Source organism: Pseudomonas sp. MT3 (genome assembly GCF_054720805.1).
The window spans coordinates 136,638-159,184 of sequence record NZ_JBTVPY010000011.1 but is presented as its reverse complement, the minus strand read 5'-3'; the positions used below and the strand labels follow the sequence as shown (position 1 = coordinate 159,184).

The 22,547-nt window shown below is 64.1% G+C and carries 19 protein-coding genes; all 19 read right to left on the bottom strand.

Going from position 1 to position 22,547, the window contains the following annotated elements:
* Window positions 1-137: 137 nt before the first annotated feature.
* On the bottom strand, window positions 138-836 hold the full coding sequence (gene ispD, locus ACYCAX_RS13655) for a 2-C-methyl-D-erythritol 4-phosphate cytidylyltransferase (RefSeq protein WP_294976775.1): 699 nt from the start codon (window positions 834-836) through the stop codon (window positions 138-140).
* The gene (gene ftsB / locus ACYCAX_RS13650; RefSeq protein WP_041711814.1) at window positions 833-1,117 is read right to left on the bottom strand and encodes a cell division protein FtsB; all 285 of its coding nucleotides are present in this window, start codon (window positions 1,115-1,117) and stop codon (window positions 833-835) included. Before ftsB ends, ispD begins: the two co-directional genes overlap by 4 nt.
* Window positions 1,118-1,180: 63 nt before the next feature.
* Window positions 1,181-2,470 (bottom strand): phosphopyruvate hydratase, encoded by a 1,290-nt coding sequence (eno, locus tag ACYCAX_RS13645; protein WP_015476278.1) that lies wholly within the window; start codon window positions 2,468-2,470, stop codon window positions 1,181-1,183.
* A gap of 96 nt (window positions 2,471-2,566) precedes the next feature.
* Window positions 2,567-3,412 (bottom strand): 3-deoxy-8-phosphooctulonate synthase, encoded by an 846-nt coding sequence (gene kdsA / locus ACYCAX_RS13640; protein WP_460248233.1) that lies wholly within the window; start codon window positions 3,410-3,412, stop codon window positions 2,567-2,569.
* 2 nt (window positions 3,413-3,414) lie between these two features.
* Window positions 3,415-5,043, bottom strand: coding sequence for a CTP synthase (locus ACYCAX_RS13635; protein ID WP_015476276.1), 1,629 nt, complete (start codon window positions 5,041-5,043; stop codon window positions 3,415-3,417).
* A gap of 169 nt (window positions 5,044-5,212) precedes the next feature.
* Complete coding sequence (gene tilS, locus ACYCAX_RS13630) at window positions 5,213-6,541, bottom strand: tRNA lysidine(34) synthetase TilS (RefSeq protein ID WP_460248232.1); 1,329 nt, start codon at window positions 6,539-6,541, stop codon at window positions 5,213-5,215.
* Between the two features lie 69 nt (window positions 6,542-6,610).
* Window positions 6,611-7,561 carry an acetyl-CoA carboxylase carboxyl transferase subunit alpha gene (accA, locus tag ACYCAX_RS13625; protein WP_015476274.1) on the bottom strand — a complete coding sequence of 317 codons (951 nt, stop codon included), beginning with the start codon at window positions 7,559-7,561 and terminating at the stop codon, window positions 6,611-6,613.
* 114 nt (window positions 7,562-7,675) lie between these two features.
* Entirely contained in the window at window positions 7,676-11,206 is a 3,531-nt protein-coding gene (gene dnaE / locus ACYCAX_RS13620) for a DNA polymerase III subunit alpha (RefSeq protein ID WP_460248231.1), read from the bottom strand.
* Between the two features lie 154 nt (window positions 11,207-11,360).
* On the bottom strand, window positions 11,361-11,972 hold the full coding sequence (gene rnhB / locus ACYCAX_RS13615) for a ribonuclease HII (RefSeq protein ID WP_460248230.1): 612 nt from the start codon (window positions 11,970-11,972) through the stop codon (window positions 11,361-11,363).
* Window positions 11,972-13,114, bottom strand: coding sequence for a lipid-A-disaccharide synthase (gene lpxB, locus ACYCAX_RS13610; protein ID WP_460248229.1), 1,143 nt, complete (start codon window positions 13,112-13,114; stop codon window positions 11,972-11,974). The genes rnhB and lpxB overlap by 1 nt, the downstream gene beginning before the upstream one ends.
* Before the next feature lie 2 nt (window positions 13,115-13,116).
* Window positions 13,117-13,893, bottom strand: a complete 777-nt coding sequence (gene lpxA, locus ACYCAX_RS13605) for an acyl-ACP--UDP-N-acetylglucosamine O-acyltransferase (RefSeq protein ID WP_015476270.1) — start codon at window positions 13,891-13,893, stop codon at window positions 13,117-13,119.
* Window positions 13,890-14,330, bottom strand: coding sequence for a 3-hydroxyacyl-ACP dehydratase FabZ (gene fabZ, locus ACYCAX_RS13600; protein ID WP_015476269.1), 441 nt, complete (start codon window positions 14,328-14,330; stop codon window positions 13,890-13,892). The genes lpxA and fabZ overlap by 4 nt, the downstream gene beginning before the upstream one ends.
* Before the next feature lie 48 nt (window positions 14,331-14,378).
* A complete protein-coding gene (gene lpxD / locus ACYCAX_RS13595) occupies window positions 14,379-15,440 on the bottom strand; it encodes a UDP-3-O-(3-hydroxymyristoyl)glucosamine N-acyltransferase (RefSeq protein WP_015476268.1) in 1,062 nt (353 codons plus the stop codon).
* The gene (locus ACYCAX_RS13590) at window positions 15,440-15,943 is read right to left on the bottom strand and encodes an OmpH family outer membrane protein (protein ID WP_015476267.1); all 504 of its coding nucleotides are present in this window, start codon (window positions 15,941-15,943) and stop codon (window positions 15,440-15,442) included. The genes lpxD and ACYCAX_RS13590 overlap by 1 nt, the downstream gene beginning before the upstream one ends.
* Window positions 15,944-15,991: 48 nt before the next feature.
* Window positions 15,992-18,346, bottom strand: coding sequence for an outer membrane protein assembly factor BamA (gene bamA, locus ACYCAX_RS13585; RefSeq protein WP_015476266.1), 2,355 nt, complete (start codon window positions 18,344-18,346; stop codon window positions 15,992-15,994).
* Between the two features lie 73 nt (window positions 18,347-18,419).
* Window positions 18,420-19,772, bottom strand: a complete 1,353-nt coding sequence (gene rseP / locus ACYCAX_RS13580; protein ID WP_460248228.1) for a sigma E protease regulator RseP — start codon at window positions 19,770-19,772, stop codon at window positions 18,420-18,422.
* A 16-nt stretch (window positions 19,773-19,788) separates the two neighbouring features.
* Window positions 19,789-20,979 (bottom strand): 1-deoxy-D-xylulose-5-phosphate reductoisomerase, encoded by a 1,191-nt coding sequence (ispC, locus tag ACYCAX_RS13575; RefSeq protein ID WP_294979257.1) that lies wholly within the window; start codon window positions 20,977-20,979, stop codon window positions 19,789-19,791.
* Window positions 20,976-21,791 (bottom strand): phosphatidate cytidylyltransferase, encoded by an 816-nt coding sequence (locus ACYCAX_RS13570; protein ID WP_294979260.1) that lies wholly within the window; start codon window positions 21,789-21,791, stop codon window positions 20,976-20,978. The genes ispC and ACYCAX_RS13570 overlap by 4 nt, the downstream gene beginning before the upstream one ends.
* Complete coding sequence (gene uppS, locus ACYCAX_RS13565) at window positions 21,785-22,540, bottom strand: polyprenyl diphosphate synthase (protein WP_294979263.1); 756 nt, start codon at window positions 22,538-22,540, stop codon at window positions 21,785-21,787. The genes ACYCAX_RS13570 and uppS overlap by 7 nt, the downstream gene beginning before the upstream one ends.
* Window positions 22,541-22,547: the final 7 nt, after the last annotated feature.

Below are 22,547 nucleotides of genomic sequence, written 5' to 3'. Positions count from 1 at the left end.
CGAACGGTTCCCTCTCCCGCTTGCGCGAGAGGGTTAGGGTGAGGGGCTCTTGATCTCGTAGGAGCGAGCTTGCTCGCGAGCGGGTTCGCAGCGGGGCTGTTCGCGCGCAAGCTCGCTCCTACAGAGAAGAATTGGGATTAGCGCTTGGCGAAGTTACGCTGCAGGCGCTGCAGGTCTTCCGGAGTGGTGACCTTGATGTTGTCCGCCCGCCCTTCCACCATGCGCGGCGCATAGCCCGCCCATTCCATCGCCGAGGCTTCGTCGGTGATGGCCGCGTCGGCCACCAGCGCATCAGCGAGCGCACGGTGCAGCGCGCCGAGGCGGAACATCTGCGGGGTATAGGCCTGCCAGACCACGCTGCGGTCGATGGTTTCCACCACGCGACCGTCGGCACCCACGCGCTTGAGGGTATCCCGCGCGGGCACGCCGAGCAGGCCACCCACGGCGTCGAATTCCAGTTCACCCAACAGGCGATCCAGATCCGCGCGAGCCAGGTTCGGCCGGGCGGCGTCGTGCACCAGCACCCAGTCGTCGCTGCCAGCGCCCAGTTCGGTCAGGCGCAGCAGGCCATTGAGTACGGAATCGGCGCGCTCGCGGCCGCCGTCGGCACGCTGGATCAGTTCGTTGGAAGCGCTCGGCAAGGTCGGCCACCAGGGATCGTCGGCGGCCAGGCACACCACCAGCCCCTTCAGCCGGGGATGGCCGAGGAAGCAGTCGAGGGTGCGTTCGAGAATGCTGCGACCGGCGAGGTCGAGGTATTGCTTGGGGCGGTCGGCGCGCATCCGCGAACCGATGCCGGCGGCCGGGATCACGGCCCAGAAGGCGGGAGTGGTCATTGCGCGAGCTGGTAGAGGGTTTCCTTGTCCTTGACCATGCCGAGTTCGTGGCGTGCACGCTCCTCGACGGTCTCGGTGCCTTTCTTGAGCTCGGCGACTTCCGCCTCGAGGATGCGGTTACGTTCGAGCAGGCGCTCGTTCTCGCCCTGCTGGTCGGCGATCTGCTTCTGCAGGTCGCGCACCTGCGCCAGGCTGCCATCGCCGATCCACAGGCGATACTGCAGGCCAGCGAGCGCCAGGATCAGCACGACGAACAGCCAGTAAGGGCTACGTAACCTCAAACCATCAGCTCCCTATACGCAAAGGGGTGGCTCCTGCCACCCCTTCACCGTACCAGACTCGGATCAGCCGCGGAATTCCGCACGACCACGGTACGGCGCCTTGGCGCCCAGCTGCTCTTCGATACGCAGCAGCTGGTTGTACTTGGAAACGCGGTCGGAGCGGCAGAGGGAACCGGTCTTGATCTGACCAGCGGCAGTGCCGACGGCCAGGTCGGCGATGGTGCTGTCCTCGGTTTCGCCCGAACGGTGCGAGATCACCGCGGTGAAGCCGGCGGCCTTGGCCATCTGGATAGCTTCCAGGGTCTCGGTCAGCGAGCCGATCTGGTTGAACTTGATCAGAATCGAGTTGCCGATCTTCTCGTCGATGCCGCGCTTGAGGATCTTGGTGTTGGTCACGAACAGGTCGTCGCCAACCAGTTGTACCTTCTCACCGATCTTGTCGGTCAGGACTTTCCAGCCAGCCCAGTCGGACTCGTCCATGCCGTCTTCGATGGAGATGATCGGGTAGCGCTGGGTCAGACCGGCCAGGTAGTCGGCAAAGCCTTCAGCACTGAACACCTTGCCTTCGCCTTCCAGGTCGTACTGGCCGTCCTTGAAGAACTCGGAGGAGGCGCAGTCCAGGGCCAGGGTGACGTCGTCGCCCAGCTTGTAGCCGGCGTTGGCGACGGCTTCGGCGATGGCGGCCAGGGCGTCTTCGTTGGAAGCCAGGTTCGGCGCGAAGCCGCCTTCGTCGCCCACGGCGGTGTTCAGGCCACGGGCCTTCAGCACAGCTTTGAGGTGGTGGAAGATTTCGGCGCCCATGCGCAGCGCGTCGGCGAAGTTCTTGGCGCCAACCGGCTGGACCATGAATTCCTGGATGTCGACGTTGTTATCGGCGTGCTCGCCGCCGTTGATGATGTTCATCATCGGAACCGGCATGGAATACTGGCCCGGGGTGCCGTTCAGGTCGGCGATGTGCGCGTACAGTGGCACGCCCTTGGCCTGAGCGGCAGCCTTGGCGGCGGCCAGGGAGACAGCCAGGATCGCGTTGGCGCCCAGCTTGCCTTTGTTCTCGGTACCGTCGAGATCGATCATCGCGTGATCCAGACCTTTCTGGTCAGCCGCGTCCTTGCCCAGCAGCAGGTCGCGGATCGGGCCATTGATGTTGGCCACGGCTTTCAGCACGCCCTTGCCCAGGTAACGGCTCTTGTCGCCATCGCGCAGTTCGAGAGCCTCGCGGGAACCGGTGGATGCACCGGACGGGGCGCAAGCGCTGCCGACGATGCCGTTGTCCAGGATCACGTCCGCTTCAACGGTCGGGTTGCCGCGGGAGTCCAGGACCTCACGGCCCTTGATGTCGACGATCTTTGCCATTCTAGATAACACTCCGAAGATAGAGATAAACGGGGCGGCTGGTGAGACGTTCAGAACCTGCCCGATGACTGCGCAAGGCAGTCATCGGGCCGATCCTCAGGCAGTCTCGATAGTGGGGAAACTCTTGACCAGGTCGTCCAGCTGCTTGAGCTGGGACAGGAAAGGCTCGAGCTTGTTCAGGCGCAGGGCGCACGGACCGTCGCACTTGGCGTTCTCGGGCTCCGAATGGGCCTCCAGGAACAGACCGGCCAGGCCCTGGCTCATGCCGGCCTTGGCCAGGTCGGTAACCTGGGCACGGCGGCCGCCGGCGGAATCGGCGCGACCGCCCGGCATCTGCAGGGCGTGGGTCACGTCGAAGAACACCGGGTACTCGAACTGCTTCATGATGCCGAAGCCAAGCATGTCCACCACCAGGTTGTTGTACCCGAAGGAGGAGCCACGCTCGCAGAGGATCAGTTGGTCGTTACCCGCCTCCTCGCACTTGCGCAGGATGTGTTTCATCTCCTGCGGCGCGAGGAACTGGGCCTTCTTGATGTTGATCACCGCGCGGGTCTGGGCCATCGCCACGACCAGGTCGGTCTGCCGGGACAGGAAGGCCGGCAGTTGGATGATGTCGCAGACCTCGGCAACCGGCGCAGCCTGGCAGGGCTCGTGCACGTCGGTGATGACCGGCACCTTGAAGGTCTTCTTGATCTCTTCGAAGATCTTCAGCCCTTCCTCCATGCCCGGACCACGGAACGAGGTGATCGAGGAACGGTTGGCCTTGTCGAAGCTGGCCTTGAATACGTAGGGGATGCCGAGTTTCTCGGTAACCTCCACGTACTCTTCGCAGACCTGCATCGCCATGTCGCGCGACTCCAGCACGTTCATGCCGCCGAACAGCACGAACGGCAGGTCGTTGCCGATCTGGATATCCCCGACGCGAATGATCTTCTGGGTCATGCTCAGGCCTTCCCGGCTTGCTTCAGGGCGGCGTTGACGAAGCCGCTGAACAGCGGGTGGCCATCACGCGGGGTGGAGGTGAACTCCGGGTGGAACTGGCAGGCCACGAACCACGGGTGGTCCGGAGCCTCCACGACTTCCACCAGCGCGCCGTCGCCGGAGCGGCCGGAAATCTTCAGGCCGGCGGCTTCCAGTTGCGGACGCAGGTTGTTGTTCACTTCGTAACGGTGACGGTGGCGCTCGACGATCACGTCCTTGCCGTAGCAGTCGTGCACCAGGGTACCGGCGGACAGCAGGCACTCCTGGGCGCCCAGGCGCATGGTGCCGCCCAGGTCGGACGCCTCGGTGCGCACTTCGGTGGCGCCGGTGGCGTCCTGCCATTCGGTGATCAGGCCGACGACCGGGTGGCCGCTGGACTTGTCGAATTCGGTGGAGTTGGCATCGGTCCAGCCCAGCACATTGCGGGCGTATTCGATGACGGCCACCTGCATGCCCAGGCAGATGCCCAGGTATGGAACCTTGTTCTCGCGAGCGTATTGCACGGCGGTGATCTTGCCTTCCACGCCGCGCAGGCCGAAGCCGCCCGGAACCAGGATGGCGTCGGCGCCGTCGAGCAGGCTGGTGCCCTGCTGCTCGATGTCCTCGGAGTCGATGTAGCGCAGGTTGACCTTGGTGCGGCTCTGGATGCCGGCGTGGGTCATGGCTTCGATCAGCGACTTGTAGGCGTCGAGCAGTTCCATGTACTTGCCGACCATGGCGATGGTGACTTCACGCTCGGGGTTGAGCTTGGCGTCGACCACGCGGTCCCACTCGGACAGATCGGCCGGGCCGCACTCGAGGCCGAAGCGCTCGACGACGAAGTCATCGACGCCCTGGGCGTGCAGTACCGACGGAATGCGGTAGATGGTGTCGACGTCTTCCAGCGAAATGACCGCGCGCTCTTCCACGTTGGTGAACAGCGCGATCTTGCGGCGGGAGGACACGTCCACCGGATGGTCGGAACGGCAGACCAGGATATCCGGCTGCAGGCCGATGGAGCGCAGTTCCTTGACCGAGTGCTGGGTCGGCTTGGTCTTGGTCTCGCCAGCGGTGGCGATGTACGGGACCAGCGTCAGGTGCATCAGCATGGCGCGGCGCGAACCGATCTCCACGCGCAGCTGGCGGATAGCCTCGAGGAAGGGTTGCGACTCGATGTCACCGACGGTGCCGCCGACTTCAACCAGGGCCACGTCGGCATCGCCGGCGCCCTTGATGATGCGACGCTTGATCTCGTCGGTGATATGCGGGATCACCTGCACGGTGGCGCCCAGGTAGTCACCACGGCGCTCCTTGCGCAGCACGTCCATGTAGACGCGGCCGGTGGTGAAGTTGTTGTTCTGGGTCATCGTGGTACGAACGAAACGCTCGTAGTGGCCCAGATCGAGGTCGGTCTCAGCGCCGTCGTGGGTGACGAACACCTCACCGTGCTGGAACGGGCTCATGGTGCCCGGATCGACGTTGATGTAGGGGTCCAGCTTGAGCATCGTGATCTTCAAGCCACGCGCTTCCAGAATGGCAGCCAAGGAAGCCGAGGCGATGCCTTTCCCCAATGAAGAAACAACACCACCCGTGACGAAGATGTAGCGCGTCATGAAAAGCCCTGAATGTCAGCGTTTAGGCGGCTCGGCCGCCGGGGAAGCGAAGGTCGGGTCGAAACCCGGTTCACGACAACGTCGTGATCAATAGCGAACTCCCGCTGACTCCGAGGGGAATCAACGGGAGCGATATAAGACGGGAGCGTAGTCTACCGGAAAGCGGCTATCAGCTCAAACCCGAGTCATTCGTCGGAGGCGTCCAATACAGCATCCATGACGAACATTCCCCAGCCCGCCACTCCGGCAGCAACGCCACACCCAGCAGTTCGTCGGCTCGCCAGAGCAGCGGCAAGCGGCCCCGGAGAAACGCCGGAACGCCGGCCTCGTTGAGCAGGCGCTTGAGATCACGACGGCCACGGCCGGGCAATGCCATGACCTCCCCGCCCTGCCGGTAACGGACCTCCAACGGCCCGCGCGGCGGCTCGCCCTGGAAATGCAACGAACCATTGCCAGGCAGGTGCAGCGATTGAGCGGCGTCCACCCAGGGCAGCGTCCGTGGCTCGAAGGCCCGCCAGGCGTTCGCCAGCCACCAGAGCCGGCCATTGGCGCGGCGCAGCTCACCGTCGGCGAGGCGCCAGACCGGCTCGGCATCCACCCGCGCGTCGCGCAAATCCCGCCAACCGGCCCAGTGCGCGCTGTCGGGCAGGCGCGCCAGGGGAGCGAGCCAGTGGCGCAGCGCATTGCGCTGGCGCGACTCGCTCAGGGAGGTCAGCGGGCCGATGGCCAGGGAAGGCAGGGGCATGCTCCGGTAATGTGTCTGCCGGTCCGCCGCGAGCAGATCAGATTGTGCCAACTCCGTCAGCAGGCCCTCGGCTTCCGCCAGATGCTCGGCGCTGCGGGCAATGGTTTCGCCCGCCGCCGGCCAGCGCCGGGCGATGAGCGGCAACAGCTGGTTGCGCAGGAAATTGCGGTCGTAATCGTCACTGGCATTGGAGGGGTCCTCCACCCAGCTCAGGCCGTGGCTGCGGGCATAGCGCTCCAGTTCGTTGCGGGAGACGCCCAGCAGCGGACGCAGCAGCATCCCGTCCCCCAGCGAACGACAGGCGGACATCCCCGCCAAGCCACGTACACCGGCGCCACGGAACAGACGGAACAGCACGGTCTCCGCCTGGTCGTCGCGGTGCTGCCCGGTCAGCAGGCACTCGCCCTCCTCCAACGTCGCCGCGAATGCGGCATAACGCGCGTTCCGGGCGGCTCGCTCCAGACTGGCACCCGCCTCCACCCGCACACGCTCGACACGCAACGGCATGCCGAGGGCGTCGCAAAACCGCTGGCAGTGCTCCGGCCAGGCGTCAGCGACGGCCTGCAGGCCGTGATGGATATGAATGGCGGAAATCGGCGGCAGTTTCTCGCGACGGGCGAGTTGCGCCAGCAGATACACAAGGACGGTGGAATCCAGCCCACCGGACAGCGCCACGCGCCACGCCGGTGCGGAACGCCAGGGAGCGAGGGCCGCTAGAAGTCGGTTTTCCAGGGACAGAACGTCAAGGGACATGGCGCAGTATGACGGGACGGATGACGAGGCAAGGATACCTCGTCATCCACGCTGCGCCGAAGACGTCGGTCAGGCGACGCCGTAGCTCATCAGGCGCTCGTAGCGGCGCGCCAGCAGCTCTTCGGTGCTCAGTTGCTTGAGAACATCCAGTTGGCCGAGCAGGGCCTTGCGGATCGACTGGGACATCGCGGCCGGGTCGCGGTGAGCGCTGCCCAGCGGCTCGGGGATGATGCTGTCGACAATGCCCAGATCCTTCAGGCGGTTGGCAGTGATGCCCATCGCCTCGGCCGCTTCCGGCGCCTTCTCGGCGGTACGCCAGAGAATCGAGGCGCAGCCTTCCGGGGAGATCACCGCGTAGGTGGAGTACTGCAGCATGTTCAGCTGGTCGCACACGCCAATGGCCAGCGCGCCACCGGAACCGCCCTCACCGATAACGGTGGCGATGATCGGGGTCTTCAGGCGCGCCATGACGCGCAGGTTCCAGGCAATCGCCTCGCTCTGACCACGCTCTTCGGCATCGATGCCCGGGTAGGCGCCGGGGGTGTCGATGAAGGTCAGGATCGGCATCTTGAAGCGTTCGGCCATTTCCATCAGGCGGCAGGCCTTGCGGTAGCCTTCCGGACGCGGCATGCCGAAGTTGCGACGCACCTTCTCGCGGACTTCGCGACCCTTCTGGTGACCGATGATCATCACCGGCTGCTCGTCGAGGCGGGCAACGCCGCCAACGATGGCCGCATCATCGGCGAAATGACGGTCGCCGTGCAGCTCTTCGAACTCGCCGAAGATGTGCTCGATGTAGTCGAGGGTGTAGGGGCGACGCGGATGGCGCGCGAGCTGGGCGATCTGCCAGCTGGTCAGGTTGCCGAAGATGTTCTCGGTCAGCGCCTTGCTCTTCTCCTGCAGACGGGAGATTTCGTCGGTGATGTTCAGCGCGTTGTCGTTGCCAACCAGGCGCAGCTCTTCGATCTTGGCGTGCAGGTCGGCAATGGGCTGTTCGAAATCGAGAAAATTCGGGTTCATGGGCTATCCGTCGTTCTGTTGGCGGCTGGGCCTGGTCCGTAGGCGCCCTACCTTACGGTATCGGGCGCCAAGGGTCGAGACTGGCGGGCGGGCGGCCTTTGGCCACCGGCTTCACTAGCGGTAGTTCAGGAAGACGTTGTCGCGGCCGAACTGGTCACGCAACGCTTGAATCAGGTTGTCTGCGGGGTCGATCCGCCATTGCTCGCCGAACTGCAACAGGGCGCGCGCTTGCTCGCCGCTGTAGTCGACGGTGACCGGGCAACTGCCGCGGTGACGGGTGCACAGGTCGGCCAGCCAGCGCAGACGGTCGCCCTTGAGCGCATCGGCATGCACGCGCACGCGCAGGCTTTCCGCCAGCGAGGTGCGTGCCTCTTCCAGGCCCATCACGCGCTTGGCGCGCAGGCGCAGGCCGCCGGAGAAATCGTCCTGGCTGACTTCGCCCTCGATCACCACCAGCGCATCGGTCTGCAGCAGCGCCTGGTTGGCGGCGAAGGCTTCGGCGAACAACGAGGCTTCGATACGTCCGGAGCGGTCGTCCAGGGTCACGAAGCCCATCTTGTCGCCGCGCTTGTTCTTCATCACCCGCAGGTTGACGATCAGGCCGGCGACGGTCTGGGTATCGCGCGCCGGTTTCAGCTCGACGATGCGCTGGCGGGCAAAACGTCGCACTTCGCCTTCGTACTCGTCGATCGGATGGCCGGTCAGGTACAGGCCGAGGGTGTCCTTCTCGCCCTTCAGGCGCTCCTTGAGATTGAGCTCCTTGACCTTGCGATGGTTGGCGTAGACATCGGCCTCGGGCTCGGCGAACACCCCGCCGAACAGGTCCATGTGCCCGCTGTCGTGGCTACGCGAGGTCTGCTCGGCGGCCTTGACGGCCTCCTCCATCGACGCCAGCAGCACGGCGCGGTTGATGTCGACGTGGGCCTGGTAGGCCTTGGGTTCGTCGTAGAAATGCGGGCCGAGGCGGTCCAGCGCGCCGGCGCGGATCAACGCCTCCAGGGTGCGTTTGTTGACGCGCTTGAGGTCGATGCGGTCGCAGAAGTCGAACAACGTCTTGAACGGTCCACCTTCGGCGCGACACTCGGTGATGGCTTCCACCGGGCCTTCGCCAACGCCCTTGATCGCGCCCAGGCCGTAGACGATCTGGTCCTCGTCATCCACGGTGAAGCGGAACTCGGAGTTGTTCACGTCCGGCGCAACGATACGCAGCTTCATGTGGCGGCACTCTTCGATGAGCGTCACCACCTTGTCGGTGTTCTGCATATCCGCGGTGAGGACCGCGGCCATGAACGGGGCTTTCCAGTGGGTCTTCAGCCAGGCGGTCTGGTACGACACCAGGCCGTAGGCGGCCGAGTGCGACTTGTTGAAGCCGTAGCCGGCGAACTTTTCCACCAGGTCGAAGATGTTGCCGGCGAGGTTTCCATCGATGCCGTTGCTGGCGCAACCCTCGATGAAGCCGCCGCGCTGCTTGGCCATCTCCTCGGGCTTCTTCTTGCCCATCGCGCGACGTAGCATGTCCGCGCCGCCGAGGCTGTAGCCCGCCATCACCTGGGCAATCTGCATCACCTGTTCCTGGTACAGGATGATGCCGTAGGTGGGCTTGAGCACCGGTTCGAGGCCGGCGTACTGGTAATCCGGGTGCGGGTAGGAGATTTCCTCGCGACCGTGCTTACGGTTGATGAAGTCGTCCACCATGCCCGACTGCAGCGGGCCGGGACGGAACAGCGCCACCAGTGCGATGAGGTCTTCCAGGCAGTCCGGCTTGAGCTTCTTGATCAGCTCCTTCATGCCGCGCGATTCAAGCTGGAAGACCGCAGTGGTCTCCGCCTTCTGCAGCAGGTCGTAGGTCTTCTTGTCGTCCAGCGGGATACGGTCGATGTCGACCAGGTTGGGGTCGCCGGCCTTCTGCTGCTTGCGATGGATGATCTCCATCGCCCATTTGATGATGGTCAGGGTACGCAGGCCGAGGAAGTCGAACTTCACCAGGCCGGCGGCTTCCACGTCGTCCTTGTCGAACTGGGTCACCAGGCCGGCGCCCTCTTCGTCACAGGCGATGGGAGCGAAGTCGGTCAGCTTGGTCGGTGCGATCACCACGCCACCGGCGTGCTTGCCGGTACCGCGGGTGACGCCTTCCAGCTTGAGCGCCATGTCCCAGATTTCCTGGGCTTCCTCGTCGGTCTTGAGGAAGTCGCGGAGCATTTCCTCCTGCTCGAAGGCCTTCTCCAGGGTCATGCCGACTTCGAAGGGAATCATCTTCGACAGTTTGTCGGCCAGGCCGTAGGACTTGCCCTGCACCCGCGCCACGTCGCGCACCACCGCCTTCGCTGCCATCGAGCCGAAGGTGATGATCTGGCTGACCGCATTACGACCATAGGCGCCCGCAACGTAGTCGATCACCCGGTCGCGACCTTCCATGCAGAAGTCGACGTCGAAGTCGGGCATGGAAATACGTTCGGGGTTGAGGAAACGCTCGAACAGCAGGTCATAGGCCAGCGGGTCGAGGTCGGTGATCTTCAGTACGTAGGCGACCAGCGAGCCGGCACCCGAGCCTCGGCCAGGGCCCACCGGCACGCCGTTGTTCTTCGCCCACTTGATGAAGTCCATCACGATCAGGAAGTAGCCGGGGAAGCCCATCTGGATGATGGTGCCCAGCTCGAACTCCAGGCGGTCGACGTAGATCTGCCGCTTCTCTTCGTAATTGGGCGTGGTTTCCCTCGGCCAGAGCACCGCCAGGCGCTCTTCCAGGCCCTCGTAGGAGACATGGCGCAGGTAATCGTTGATGTCCATGTCGTCGAAGGGGATCGGGAAGTTGGGCAGGAAGTACTTGCCCAGTTGCACCTCGATGTTGCAGCGCTTGGCGATCTCGACGGAATTTTCCAGCGCTTCGGGAATATCGCTGAACAGCTCGGCCATTTCCGCCGGGCTCTTCAGGTACTGCTGGTCGGAATAGCTGCGCGAGCGGCGCGGGTCGTCCAGGGCGCGGCCTTCGCCGATGCACACGCGGGTCTCGTGGGCCTCGAAGTCCTCGGGCTTGATGAAGCGCACGTCGTTGGTCGCCACCAGCGGCGCACCGCTGCGTTCGGACAGGGCCACGGCGGCATGCACGTGCTCTTCGTCGTTGACCCGGTTGGTGCGCTGGATGTCCAGGTAGAAACGGTCCGGGAAGACTTCCAGCCACTCGGCCAGCAGCGAGTCCGCCAGGGCATCGTTGCCCTCCAGCAGCGCCAGGCCGATCTCGCCCTCCTTGGAACCGGACAGTGCGATCAGCCCCTCAGCCGCCTGCTTGACCCACTCGCGCTCGATGATGATCTCGCCGTTGCGCTGGCCTTCCTGCCAACCGCGGGAAATCAGCTCGGTGAGGTTGCGATAACCCTTGCCGTCCATCGCCAGCAGGGTGAGGCGGGTCAGCGGGCCGTCCTCGTCGCGGTTGGCCAGCCAGATGTCGGCGCCGCAGATCGGCTTGATGCCGCCGCCCATCGCGGTCTTGTAGAACTTCACCAGCGAGCACATGTTGCTCAGATCGGTCACCGCCACCGCCGGCATGCCAGCCCCGCCAACCGCCTTGATCAGCGGCTTGACCCGCACCAGGCCGTCGACCAGGGAGAATTCGGTGTGCAGACGCAGGTGAACGAAGGTGGCGGTCATGGTGGTCCTTGGCAAACGCGAAAAACGGCAAACCCCGGATTGTACCGGGGCTGTCCGCAAAGCTACAGGGATCAATGGGCCAGCCGTCGCGCGGGGTGATTCAACTCACCAACAAGCCGTTGGCCGCAAGAAATTCCAGAGTAATAACAGGGTGTTACAGGATGCCAGCAGGGTTTTCCAGCAGCGCGCGCACCGGTCCGAAGGAGCGACGGTGGATCGGCGTCGGGCCCAGACGCCTGAGGGCTTCGAGGTGCACCGGGGTCGGATAGCCCTTGTGCCCACCGATGCCGTAGCCGGGGTAGAGCGCCTCCATTTCCTGCATCTCGCGGTCGCGACTGACCTTGGCCAGGATCGACGCGGCTGCGATGGCCGGCACCTTGGCGTCGCCCTGCACCACGGGCGCGGAAGGCACCTTCAGTTTCGGGCAGCGGTTGCCGTCGATCAGCGCCAGTTTCGGCGTGACACTGAGCCCTTCCACCGCGCGCTGCATGGCCAGCATGGTGGCATGGAGGATGTTCAGCTGGTCGATCTCGTGCACGTCCGCGCGGGCAATGCACCAGGCCAGGGCCTTCTCGCGGATCTCCTCGAACAGCGCCTCGCGGCGCGCTTCGCTGAGTTTCTTGGAGTCGTTGAGCCCCCGGATCGGGCGCGCCGGATCGAGGATCACTGCCGCAGTGACCACCGGGCCGCACAACGGACCACGGCCGACTTCATCGACACCCGCAACCAGCTCTTCCACCAGGGCGAAATCCAGGCCCATCTGCATCAGCGTTTCTCCACCAGGGCGAGCACCGCCTCGGCGGCCTGCGCAGACGCATCCTGGCGCAGAGCGCGATGGATGGCGTCGAAGGATTCGGTCTGCACACGGCCGTCGTCGAGCAACGGCAGCAGGGTACTGGCCAGCGCTTCGGGCGTCGCCGCGTCCTGGATCAGCTCGGGCACCAGCAGGCGACCGGCCAGCAGGTTCGGCAGCGAGATGTACGGGCTTTTCACCAGGCGCTTGAGGATGCGGTAGGTCATCGGCGCCACCTTGTAGGCGACGACCATCGGCCGCTTGTACAGCAGCGCTTCCAGCGTGGCGGTGCCGGAGGCGATCAGCACGGCGTCGCAGGCGGCAAGCGCCTCGTGGGAGGCGCCGTCGAGCAACTGCACCGGTAGATCGCGACCGGCGAGCATTGCTTCGATCTGCGCGCGGCGCTCAGGGCTCGCGCAAGGCAGCACGAAACGCAGACCGGGGTGCTCCTGCAGCAGGCGCTGGGCGGTATCGAGGAACAACGCACCGAGCTTGCCGACCTCCCCTCCCCGGCTCCCTGGCAGCAGCGCAACGACACTGGCGTCCTGCGGCAAGCCGAGACGTTCGCGCGCACCGGCGCGGTCGGCCTCCAGCGGAATGGTATTGGCCAGCGGATGGCCGACGAAACGCACCGGCACCGCATGCTCTTCGTAGAAACGCGCCTCGAAGGGGAAGAGCGCGAGCATCAGGTCGCAGGCTTCCTTGATCTTCAGCACACGCTTCTGCCGCCAGGCCCAGACCGACGGGCTGACGTAGTGCACCGTACGAATACCCGCACGGCGCAGCTTCAATTCGATGTTCAGGTTGAAGTCCGGCGCATCGATACCGATGAACACATCCGGCTTGGCGGCGATCAGCATCTGCACCAGGTCCTTGCGCCGGCGCAGCAGTTCGCGCAGGCGGCCGAGCACCTCGACCAGGCCCATGACGGCCAGGCGTTCCATCGGGAAATGCGACCGCAGCCCTTCGGCCTGCATGCGCGGACCACCGACACCGATGAATTCGATGCCGGGGTGACGCTGCTTGAGCGCCTGCATGAGGCCGGAGCCGAGGATATCGCCGGACGCCTCGCCCGCGACCAGGGCGACGCGCAGCTTGCGTGCGGTCGGTTGCATGGTCAGCGGGTGATGCCGCGGGTGGAGCTCTGGATGGAGTCACGGAATACCGCGACTTCCGGGAATTGCTCCGAAACCTCGGCGAGCTCGGCCAGCGCCTCGTCCACCGTCAGCCCCTGGCGGTAGACCACCTTGTAGGCCCGGCGCAGCGCCTGGATGGCCTCGGCACTGAAACCGCGTCGGCGCAGGCCCTCGAAGTTCATGCTGCGAGCCTCGGCGGGATTGCCGAAGACGGTCACGTAGGCCGGGACGTCCTTGCCGATCGCGCTGCCCATGCCGGAGAAGCTGTGCGCGCCGATACGGCAGAACTGATGCACCAGGGTGTAACCGGAGAGGATCGCCCAGTCATCCACATGGACATGACCGGCCAGTGCCGTGTTGTTCACCAGGATGCACTGGTTGCCGATCACACTGTCATGACCGATGTGCACGTAGGCCATGAGCAGGTTGTGGTCGCCAATGGTGGTTTCCGAACGATCCTGGATGGTGCCGCGATGGATGGTCACACCCTCGCGGATCACGTTGTGATCGCCGATCACCAGGCGAGTCCGCTCGCCCTTGTACTTCAGGTCGGGAGTGTCCTCGCCGACGCTGGAGAACTGAAAAATGCGATTGTGCTTGCCGATCTTCGTGGGGCCCTTGAGCACCACGTGCGGACCGATCACCGTACCTTCGCCGATCTCCACATCCGGCCCGACGATGGACCAGGGGCCCACCTCTACGTCGTCAGCCAGCTTTGCGCGCGGGTCGATGATGGCGCGAGGATCGATCAAACTCATAGTTTGCGTTCCGCACAGATGATTTCGGCCGAGCATACCGGCTTGTCATCGACAGTGGCATGGCAGTCGAACTTCCAGATGCCGCGCTTGACGCTGACGAACTGGGCATGCAGCTGCAGCTGGTCTCCCGGCAGCACCGGCTGGCGGAAGCGCAGCTTGTCGGAGCCGACGAAGTAGTACAGGGTGCCGTCGGCCGGCTTCACATCGAGCATCTTGAAGCCGAGGATGCCGGCCGCCTGGGCCATCGCTTCGATGATCAGCACGCCCGGCATGATCGGGTGCTGCGGGAAGTGGCCATTGAAGAACGGCTCGTTGATGCTGACATTCTTGTAGGCGCGAATGCGCTTGCCTTCGATGTCCAGCTCCACCACCCGATCCACCAGCAGGAAGGGGTAGCGATGAGGCAGGTATTCGCGAATCTCGTTGATGTCCATCATGTTCAGGGGAGCCTGTTCAGAAAAGGGAAACGCCAAAAAATGCGTGGATCACGCATCTGATGGAACGTCTCCGCTTGGGGTCACGGCGGCCACGCGCTTTTCCAGCTGCTGCAGACGACGGGCCATGTCGTCCAACTGGCGTATACGCGCAGCGCTCTTCTTCCATTCGCCGGCCGGCTGCATGGCAGTACCGGATGAATAGGAGCCCGGTTCGGTGATCGAACGGGTCACCATCGTCATCCCGGTGACGAAGACGTTGTCGCAGATCTCGATGTGACCGACCAAGCCGACACCACCGGCGAGCATGCAATGCTTGCCGATCTTGGCGCTACCGGAAATCCCGCAGCAGCCTGCCATCGCGGTGTGATCACCGATCTGCACGTTGTGGGCGATCATGATCTGGTTGTCCAGCTTCACGCCATTGCCCACCAGGGTATCGGACAGCGCACCGCGGTCGATCGTGGTGTTGGCGCCGATCTCGACGTCATCGCCCACGGTCACGCCGCCAATTTGCGCGATCTTCTGCCAAACGCCCTTGTGGCTGGCAAAGCCGAAGCCCTCGCCGCCCAGCACGGCGCCGGACTGGATCACCACGCGCTTGCCGATGCGCACGTCGTGGTAAAGGGTTACTCTCGGGGCCAGCCAGCCACCTTCGCCGATCACGCTGCGCGCGCCGACGAAGCAATGGGCGCTGACGGTAACGCCGGCGCCGATCTGCGCGCCAGCCTCGATCACCGCATAGGGACCGATACTGGCGGTCGGATCGACCTGTGCTCCCTCATCGACCACCGCAGTGGGATGGATACCGGCGGGCACCTTGGGCTTGCGGTCGAACTGATGCGAAAGGCCGGCATACGCGAGGTACGGGTTGGCCACCACCAGCGCATTGCCGGTGAAACCTTCGGCATCGGCCGCCGTCAGCAACACCGCGCCCGCCTTGCTCTCGGGCAGGAACTTGCGGTACTGCGGGTTGGCCAGGAAGCTCAGCTGATCCGCGCCGGCCTCCTGAAGGGTCGCCAGGCCACGAATGACTTGAGCGGAATCGCCACGCAGCTCGGCATCGAGCTGCGCAGCCAGTTCAGCGAGGGTAAAGGACAGCTCGGTCATCATCAGCGCAGTTGGTTCATGCGCTCGATGACTTGACGGGTGATGTCGTACTGCGGCTTCACGTCGACCACGGCACCACGCTCAACCACGAGGTCATAACTGCCTTTCTTGATGGTTTCCTCGACGGCCTGATCCAGCTTCGGCTTGAGCTTCTTGAGCATGTCGCGGTCGGCGACAGCCTTGGCCTCGTTCAGCTCCTTGGACTGGAACTGGAAATCACGGGCCTTCTGCTTGAAATCGCTCTCGGCTCTCTCACGCTCGGACTGGGACATCTTGCTACCGCTGTTGACCAGCTTGTCCTGCAGCGCCTTGGCATCGCTTTCCAGCGATTTCAGCTTGTTCAGCTGGGGGCCGAACTTTTTCTCCGCATCCACGGCGTACTGCTTGGCCGCATCCGACTCGAGGAGTGCCATCTGATAGTTGAGCACCGCGATCTTCATGTCGGCGAACGCGGGGCTCGCCGCCAGGGCTGCGGTGATCAGGACGAACTGGGTCAACTTACGCACGATGCACTCCTGCACAAAGCATGGTTGTCATTACAACGATACGGCCAATTAGAAGGTCTGTCCCAGGGAGAACTGGAAGATCTGGGTTTCGGCGTTGTCCGGCTTCTTGATCGGGGTCGCCAGACTGAAGCTCAACGGGCCCAGCGCGGTGATCCAGGTCAGCCCCACACCCGCGGACATAGCCATATCGTTGAACTTGACGCCATCGCACCCCTGGGTGGTGGACGTCGGGCAATCCGTGTCGAACACGTTACCCACATCCCAGAACACCACGCTGCGCAATTGGCGCTGGTCCTTCACGAACGGCAACGGGAACAGGACTTCGGCACCGCCGGTGATCATGATGCTACCACCGAAGGCTTGCGGATCCTGGTCCGGGTCATACTCGGTCCCCGAATTGGTGCCCTTACTCGGCGTACTGCGCGGGCCAAGGGTGCTGTCCTTGAAGCCCCGCACCGAGTTGAAGCCACCGGCATAGTAGTTCTCGTAGAACGGCAGGCGCTCGGTAGAACCATAGCCATCACCGTAGCCGAGCTCGGTGTGGAAGCGCATGGTGTAGTTTTCGGTTAGCGGGGCGAAGACCTGGCCACGGTAGTCGAGTTTGTAGAACGACAGGTCGCTACCCGGAATGGTGGATTCCAGCACCAGGCTCTGCGAGTGGCCGCGGTTGGCCAGCACGCCCTTGTTCAGGGTCGATTCGGACCAACCGATGGAACCCTTGAAGTTAGTGAAGCTGTCGCCTTCGTTCTGAATGAAGTCGAAGATCTCGTCGACGGTGTAGACGCCGGTATCGATCTCATCCTTCTGTACGGTCAGGCCGTAGGTCAGGCGCGACGTTTCGCTGATCGGATAGCCGATGCTCACGCCAGCGCCATAGCTGTTGACGGAGTAGCTGGAAACGTCGACGTCCAGATCGCTGTAGTCGGTCTTGCGGTAGAAGGCGTTGTAGCCCAGGCTCACGCCGTCGACGGTCCAGTAGGGGTCGACGAAGCCGAAGTTGTAGCGGGTCTGGTAGTCAGACTTGGTCAGGCCAAGGCTGACCTTGTTACCAGTACCCAGGAAGTTGTTCTGGCTGATCGAGCCGCCGAGGATCAGACCGGCGCTCTGGGCGAAGCCGATACTCGCGGTGATGGAGCCGGACGGCTGCTCTTCCACGCTGTAGTTCACGTCGACCTGGTCGTCGGTACCGGGCACGGCCGGGGTCTCGACGTTGACTTCCTTGAAGTAGCCCAGGCGCTCCAGGCGCTGCTTGGACTGATCGATCAGGTAGGTCGACGCCCAGCCGCCTTCCATCTGGCGCATTTCGCGACGGAGTACTTCGTCCTCGGTCTTGGTGTTGCCACGGAAGTTGATGCGGTTGACGTAGGCACGCTTGCCCGGATCGACCACGTAGGTGATCGAGACGGTCTTGTCGTCGTCATGGGGCTCCGGCACGCCGTTGACGTTGGCGAAGGTGTAGCCCTCGTTACCCAGGCGGCGGGTGATCAGGTCGGAGGTGGTGGTCATCACCTTGCGCGAGAAGACCTGGCCTTTCTTCACCAGCAGCAGCTTCTTGATCTCGTCTTCCGGAACCTTCAGGTCGCCGGAGAGCTTAACGTCGCTGACGGTGTACTTCTCGCCTTCGTTGACGTTGACGGTGATGTAGACGTGTTTCTTGTCCGGGGTGATGGATACCTGGGTCGAGGCGATATCCATGTGGATGTAGCCACGGTCCAGGTAGTAGGAACGCAGACGCTCCAGGTCACCGGAGAGCTTTTCGCGGGAATACTTGTCATCGTTCTTGAAGAAGGACAGCCAGTTGGTGGTCTTCAGCTCGAACAGGTCGGTCAGGTCTTCCTCGGAGAAAACGGTGTTGCCCACCACGTTGACGTGGGCGATGGCCGCCACGGTGCCTTCGTTGATGGTGATTTTCAGGGCGACGCGGTTGCGCGGCTGCGGCACCACCTCGGTCTCGATCTCGGCCGAGTAGCGACCCTGGGCCACGTACTGGCGCTGCAGCTCGTTGCGCACACCTTCGAGGGTCGCGCGCTGGAAGATCTCGCCTTCGGCCAGGCCCGACTGCTTCAGGCCCTTCATCAGGTCTTCGGTGGTGATGGCCTTGTTGCCTTCGATCTCGATGCTGGAGATCGAAGGACGCTCGACCACGTTGACGATCAGCACATTACCGTCGCGGCTGAGCTGGATGTCCTGGAAGAAACCGGTCTTGAACAGGGAGCGAGTCGCCTCGACCAGGCGACGGTCATCGATCTGCTCCCCCACGTTCAGCGGCAGTGCGGCGAACACGCTGCCGGCGGAGACACGCTGCAGACCATTGACCCGGATGTCGGAGACAGTGAAGGACTCGGCGTGAACCTGGGCGATCATCAGCGCGGAAAGGGCCGCGGGTAGCAGAAAGCGTTTCATGGAGTCCTTTTATTCCAACTGACAAATAAAGAATCTGCCGCATGAGGCGGCAGATCCGAAATTCAACGGCGCGTTACAGTCGACTCAGATCGTTGACCAGGGCCAGCAACATGACCCCCACGACCAGGCTGATGCCGATCTGCATCCCCCAAGCCTGGACCCGTTCCGACAGCGGGCGACCTCGCACCCACTCGACCAGGTAGAACAGCAGATGCCCGCCATCTAGCACGGGAATCGGCAACAGGTTGAGAACCCCCAAACTGATACTCAGATAGGCGAGGAAATGCAGAAAATCCCCCACGCCGGACTGGGCTGAAGCGCCCGCCACTTTAGCAATGGTTATCGGCCCGCTCAAGTTTTTTACCGAGAGCTGCCCGAGCACCATTTTCTTTAGAGAATCCAGAGTTAGCAGGCTCATCGACCAGGTTCGAGAGAGTGCCTGCCCGACTGCGTCCACCGGTCCGTAGCTGATTTCGCGAAGCATTTCCGCCGGCCACTGGCCACCCGCGACCCCTGCCCCGAGGTATCCGGTACGGGCCTTGCCCTCCCCTTTCGCCGCCAGGGTCAGCGCGACGTCCTGTCGCTGTCCAGCACGCTCGATGCCCAGCACGATGCGCTCTTCGGGACGGGCACGGACCTTGTCCACCACCTGCTGCCAATCGTCCACAGACTGGCCATCGACACTCAGCAGACGATCGCCGACCTTGAGCCCGGCCGCCTTGGCCGGTCCCTTCTCGTCGAGCTCCGACAGGAGCGGCACGATGGCGGGACGCCACGGCCGAATCCCCAATCCGGCAATGGGATCGGGATTGTCCGCGCTCTTCAGCCAGGCATCGAGATGCAGTTGGCGCACCACTGGCACGGAGGAACCCGGCTCGAGCACAGAAACGCTCAGCTCCCCGGTTTCGCCGAGACGGCGCACCAGTTGCAGATTGACGCCATTCCAGCCTTCCACCGCCTTGCCATCGACGGCCACGACTTCCTGGCCGGCAGCCAGGCCACCCAGCGCCGCGGGGCTGTCGGCAACGATGGAACCGATGACGGGCTTGATCTGCTGGCTGCCCAGCATCGCCAGCACCCAGAAGAACAGGATTGCCAGGAGGAAGTTCGCCACCGGTCCGGCGGCGACGATGGCAATGCGCTGAAAGACCGGTTTGCGATTGAAGGCGTGGTCGAGCAGTTCCGGCGGAACATCGCCCTCGCGCTCATCGAGCATCTTGACGTAGCCGCCCAGCGGTATGGCGGCGACGACGAACTCGGTTCCCTGGCGATCGTGCCAACGCACCAACGGCGTACCGAATCCCACGGAGAAACGCAGCACTTTCACGCCACAGCGGCGCGCCACCCAGAAATGCCCAAATTCGTGGAAGGTAACCAGCACACCCAGTGCGACCAACAGGCCGACGATCATGTAGAGGGCGCTCATCACTATCTCCTGGGCGTCAACGCCCGCGTTCCTGCAACCACGCCTGCGCGGCGTCACGTGCGCGCCGATCGGCCGCCAGCACCGCATCGAGGGTTTCGACCGGGGCGTGCGCCTCGCGGTTCAGCACGTCTTCGATGATAACCGCGATATCGGTGAAGCGGATGCGTCGTTCGAGGAAGGCCGCCACCGCGACTTCATTGGCGGCGTTGAGCATGGCCGGGACGCTACCACCGACTTCAGCCGCCTGTCGGGCCAGGCGCAGACAGGGGAAACGCCGTTCGTCCGGCGGACAGAAGTCCAGTCGGGCGATGGCGAACAGATCCAGCGGCGAAACCCCGGAGTCGATCCGCTGCGGCCAGGCCAGCGCATGGGCGATGGGGGTACGCATGTCCGGATTGCCCAGCTGCGCGAGCACCGAGCCGTCCACATAGTCCACCAGGGAATGAATGACGCTCTGTGGATGGATCACCACCTCGACCTTCGACGGCGGCGCATCGAACAGCCAGCAGGCCTCGATCAGCTCCAATCCCTTGTTCATCATGCTGGCGGAGTCGACGGAGATCTTCCGTCCCATCGACCAGTTGGGATGGGCGCAGGCCTGCTCAGGAGAAACGCCCGACAGAGCCTCCAGAGGCGTCTCACGGAATGGACCGCCCGAGGCCGTCAACAGAATCCGACGCACCCCAACCTCGCCGAGACCGCGCGCGTAGTCCCGGGGCATGCACTGGAAGATCGCATTGTGTTCGCTGTCGATAGGCAGCAGCACCGCACCACTGCAACGCACAGCATCCATGAACAGCGCACCGGACATCACCAGCGCTTCCTTGTTGGCCAGCAGCACCCGCTTGCCGGCCTCGACGGCGGCCAGCGTGGGCTTCAGCCCGGCGGCACCGACGATGGCCGCCATGACGGCATCCACCTCGGAATGGCTGGCAATCTCGCACAGCCCCGCCTCGCCGACGAGCACCCGAGTCTCCAATCCCGCCGCCAGCAGGCCGCCCTGCAGGTGCCGGGCCTGATTAGCCTCCGGCACGACAGCGAAACGCGGACGATGCTGCAGGCACAGCGCTTCCAGCTCAGCGAGCCGAGAGAAGCCGCTCAGGGCGAAGACACGGTAGCGACCGGGATGGCGAGCGATGACGTCGAGGGTACTGAGGCCGATCGAACCGGTCGCCCCCAGCACGGTGATCCACTGCGAACGGTTCACGGCGTACCCCAGCCCACGGCCCAGAGCAGCGCGGTGAACACCGGGATCGCCGCAGTCAGGCTGTCGATTCGATCCAGCACGCCACCATGCCCCGGCAGCAGATTACTGCTGTCCTTGAGGCCGGACTGGCGCTTGAACATGCTTTCGGTCAGGTCGCCGATGACCGACAGGGCCACCACGATGGCCGCGCACGGCAGTGCCAGCAGCAGCTCGCGGACACTCCAGTCGCGGTAGATGGAGACGGCGACGGTGATCGCCAGGCACAGCGCCATGCCACCGAAGAAACCTTCCCAGCTCTTGCCCGGACTGACCCGTGGCGCCAGCTTGCGCTTGCCAAAGGCCTTGCCGGAGAAATAGGCGCCGATATCGGCGGCCCAGACCAGCACCATCACCGCGACGATCAGCCAGTTGGCCAGCGGCCACTGCTTGAGCAGCACCAGCCCCTGCCAGGCCGGCACCAGGATCAGCAGGCCGATCAGCAGGCGGCGCCAGCGGCCACCCCAGCTCGACGCGCTATCCGGATAGGTCAGCACCATGATGGTCGCCAGCAGCCACCAGAGCAACGCCAGCACCAGCACCGCCCCGGCCAGTTGCGGCAGCCAGGAGAGGGTGAACATCAGCGCGGCCACCACGGCGGCATAGCCAACCCGTGCGGGCTGCTCGTTGTAACCCGCCAGGCGCGCCCATTCCCAGGCACCGAGACTGACCACCAGACCGATGAACAGCGAGAACGCCGCCCCATCGAGGAGGAAGAAACCACCCAGCGCGACCGGCAACAGGATCAGCGCCGTGATGATTCGTTGTTTCAACATGTCGGGGGAGCCTCGGCCTCGACCTGATCGCTGGTCTTGCCAAAGCGACGCTGGCGAGAGGCGTAGTCGACCAGCGCAGCCTGCATGGCATCGCGCTTGAAGTCGGGCCAGTAGAGATCGGAGAAATACAGCTCGGCATACGCCAGCTGCCAGAGAAGGAAGTTGCTGATGCGATGTTCGCCGCCGGTACGGATGCACAGGTCGGGCAACGGCTGGTCACCGGTGGAGAGACAACCCTGGATCAGTTCCGGGGTGATCTCATCCGGCGCCAGATGACCGGCCTGTACCTCGCGAGCGAGCCGCTGGGCAGCCTGGGTGATGTCCCACTGGCCGCCATAGTTGGCCGCCACCTGCAGCAGCATGGCGGAGCCATTGGCCGTCAGGTTTTCCGCCTCGCGCATCGCCGTTTGCAACTCGGGAGCGAAACGGCCGCGATCGCCGATGATCCGCAGGCGAATGCCGTTGGCGCTGAGCTTGCGCACCTCACGGCGCAAGGCCATGAGGAACAGCTCCATCAGCGCGCCGACCTCATCGGCCGGGCGCTGCCAGTTCTCGCTGGAGAAGGCGAACAGCGTCAGCACTTCGACGCCCGCCTCGGCGCAGGTCTTGATCACCGCGCGAACGGCATCCACACCCGCCTTGTGCCCGGCGACACCGGGCATCAGGCGTTTCTTCGCCCAGCGGTTGTTGCCATCCATGATGATCGCCACGTGCCGAGGCACGGGCGTCACCTGCTTGGTCTTTTCCATGACGAGA

Coding starts and splice junctions, on each gene's coding strand:
- ispD (WP_294976775.1), bottom strand. CDS start 836: ATGACCACTCCCGCCTTCTGGGCCGTGATCCCGGCCGCCGGCATCGGT.
- eno (WP_015476278.1), bottom strand. CDS start 2,470: ATGGCAAAGATCGTCGACATCAAGGGCCGTGAGGTCCTGGACTCCCGC.
- kdsA (WP_460248233.1), bottom strand. CDS start 3,412: ATGACCCAGAAGATCATTCGCGTCGGGGATATCCAGATCGGCAACGAC.
- ACYCAX_RS13635 (WP_015476276.1), bottom strand. CDS start 5,043: ATGACGCGCTACATCTTCGTCACGGGTGGTGTTGTTTCTTCATTGGGG.
- tilS (WP_460248232.1), bottom strand. CDS start 6,541: ATGTCCCTTGACGTTCTGTCCCTGGAAAACCGACTTCTAGCGGCCCTC.
- accA (WP_015476274.1), bottom strand. CDS start 7,561: ATGAACCCGAATTTTCTCGATTTCGAACAGCCCATTGCCGACCTGCAC.
- dnaE (WP_460248231.1), bottom strand. CDS start 11,206: ATGACCGCCACCTTCGTTCACCTGCGTCTGCACACCGAATTCTCCCTG.
- rnhB (WP_460248230.1), bottom strand. CDS start 11,972: ATGCAGATGGGCCTGGATTTCGCCCTGGTGGAAGAGCTGGTTGCGGGT.
- lpxB (WP_460248229.1), bottom strand. CDS start 13,114: ATGCAACCGACCGCACGCAAGCTGCGCGTCGCCCTGGTCGCGGGCGAG.
- lpxA (WP_015476270.1), bottom strand. CDS start 13,893: ATGAGTTTGATCGATCCTCGCGCCATCATCGACCCGCGCGCAAAGCTG.
- fabZ (WP_015476269.1), bottom strand. CDS start 14,330: ATGATGGACATCAACGAGATTCGCGAATACCTGCCTCATCGCTACCCC.
- lpxD (WP_015476268.1), bottom strand. CDS start 15,440: ATGATGACCGAGCTGTCCTTTACCCTCGCTGAACTGGCTGCGCAGCTC.
- bamA (WP_015476266.1), bottom strand. CDS start 18,346: ATGAAACGCTTTCTGCTACCCGCGGCCCTTTCCGCGCTGATGATCGCC.
- rseP (WP_460248228.1), bottom strand. CDS start 19,772: ATGAGCGCCCTCTACATGATCGTCGGCCTGTTGGTCGCACTGGGTGTG.
- ACYCAX_RS13570 (WP_294979260.1), bottom strand. CDS start 21,791: ATGTTGAAACAACGAATCATCACGGCGCTGATCCTGTTGCCGGTCGCG.
- uppS (WP_294979263.1), bottom strand. CDS start 22,540: ATGGAAAAGACCAAGCAGGTGACGCCCGTGCCTCGGCACGTGGCGATC.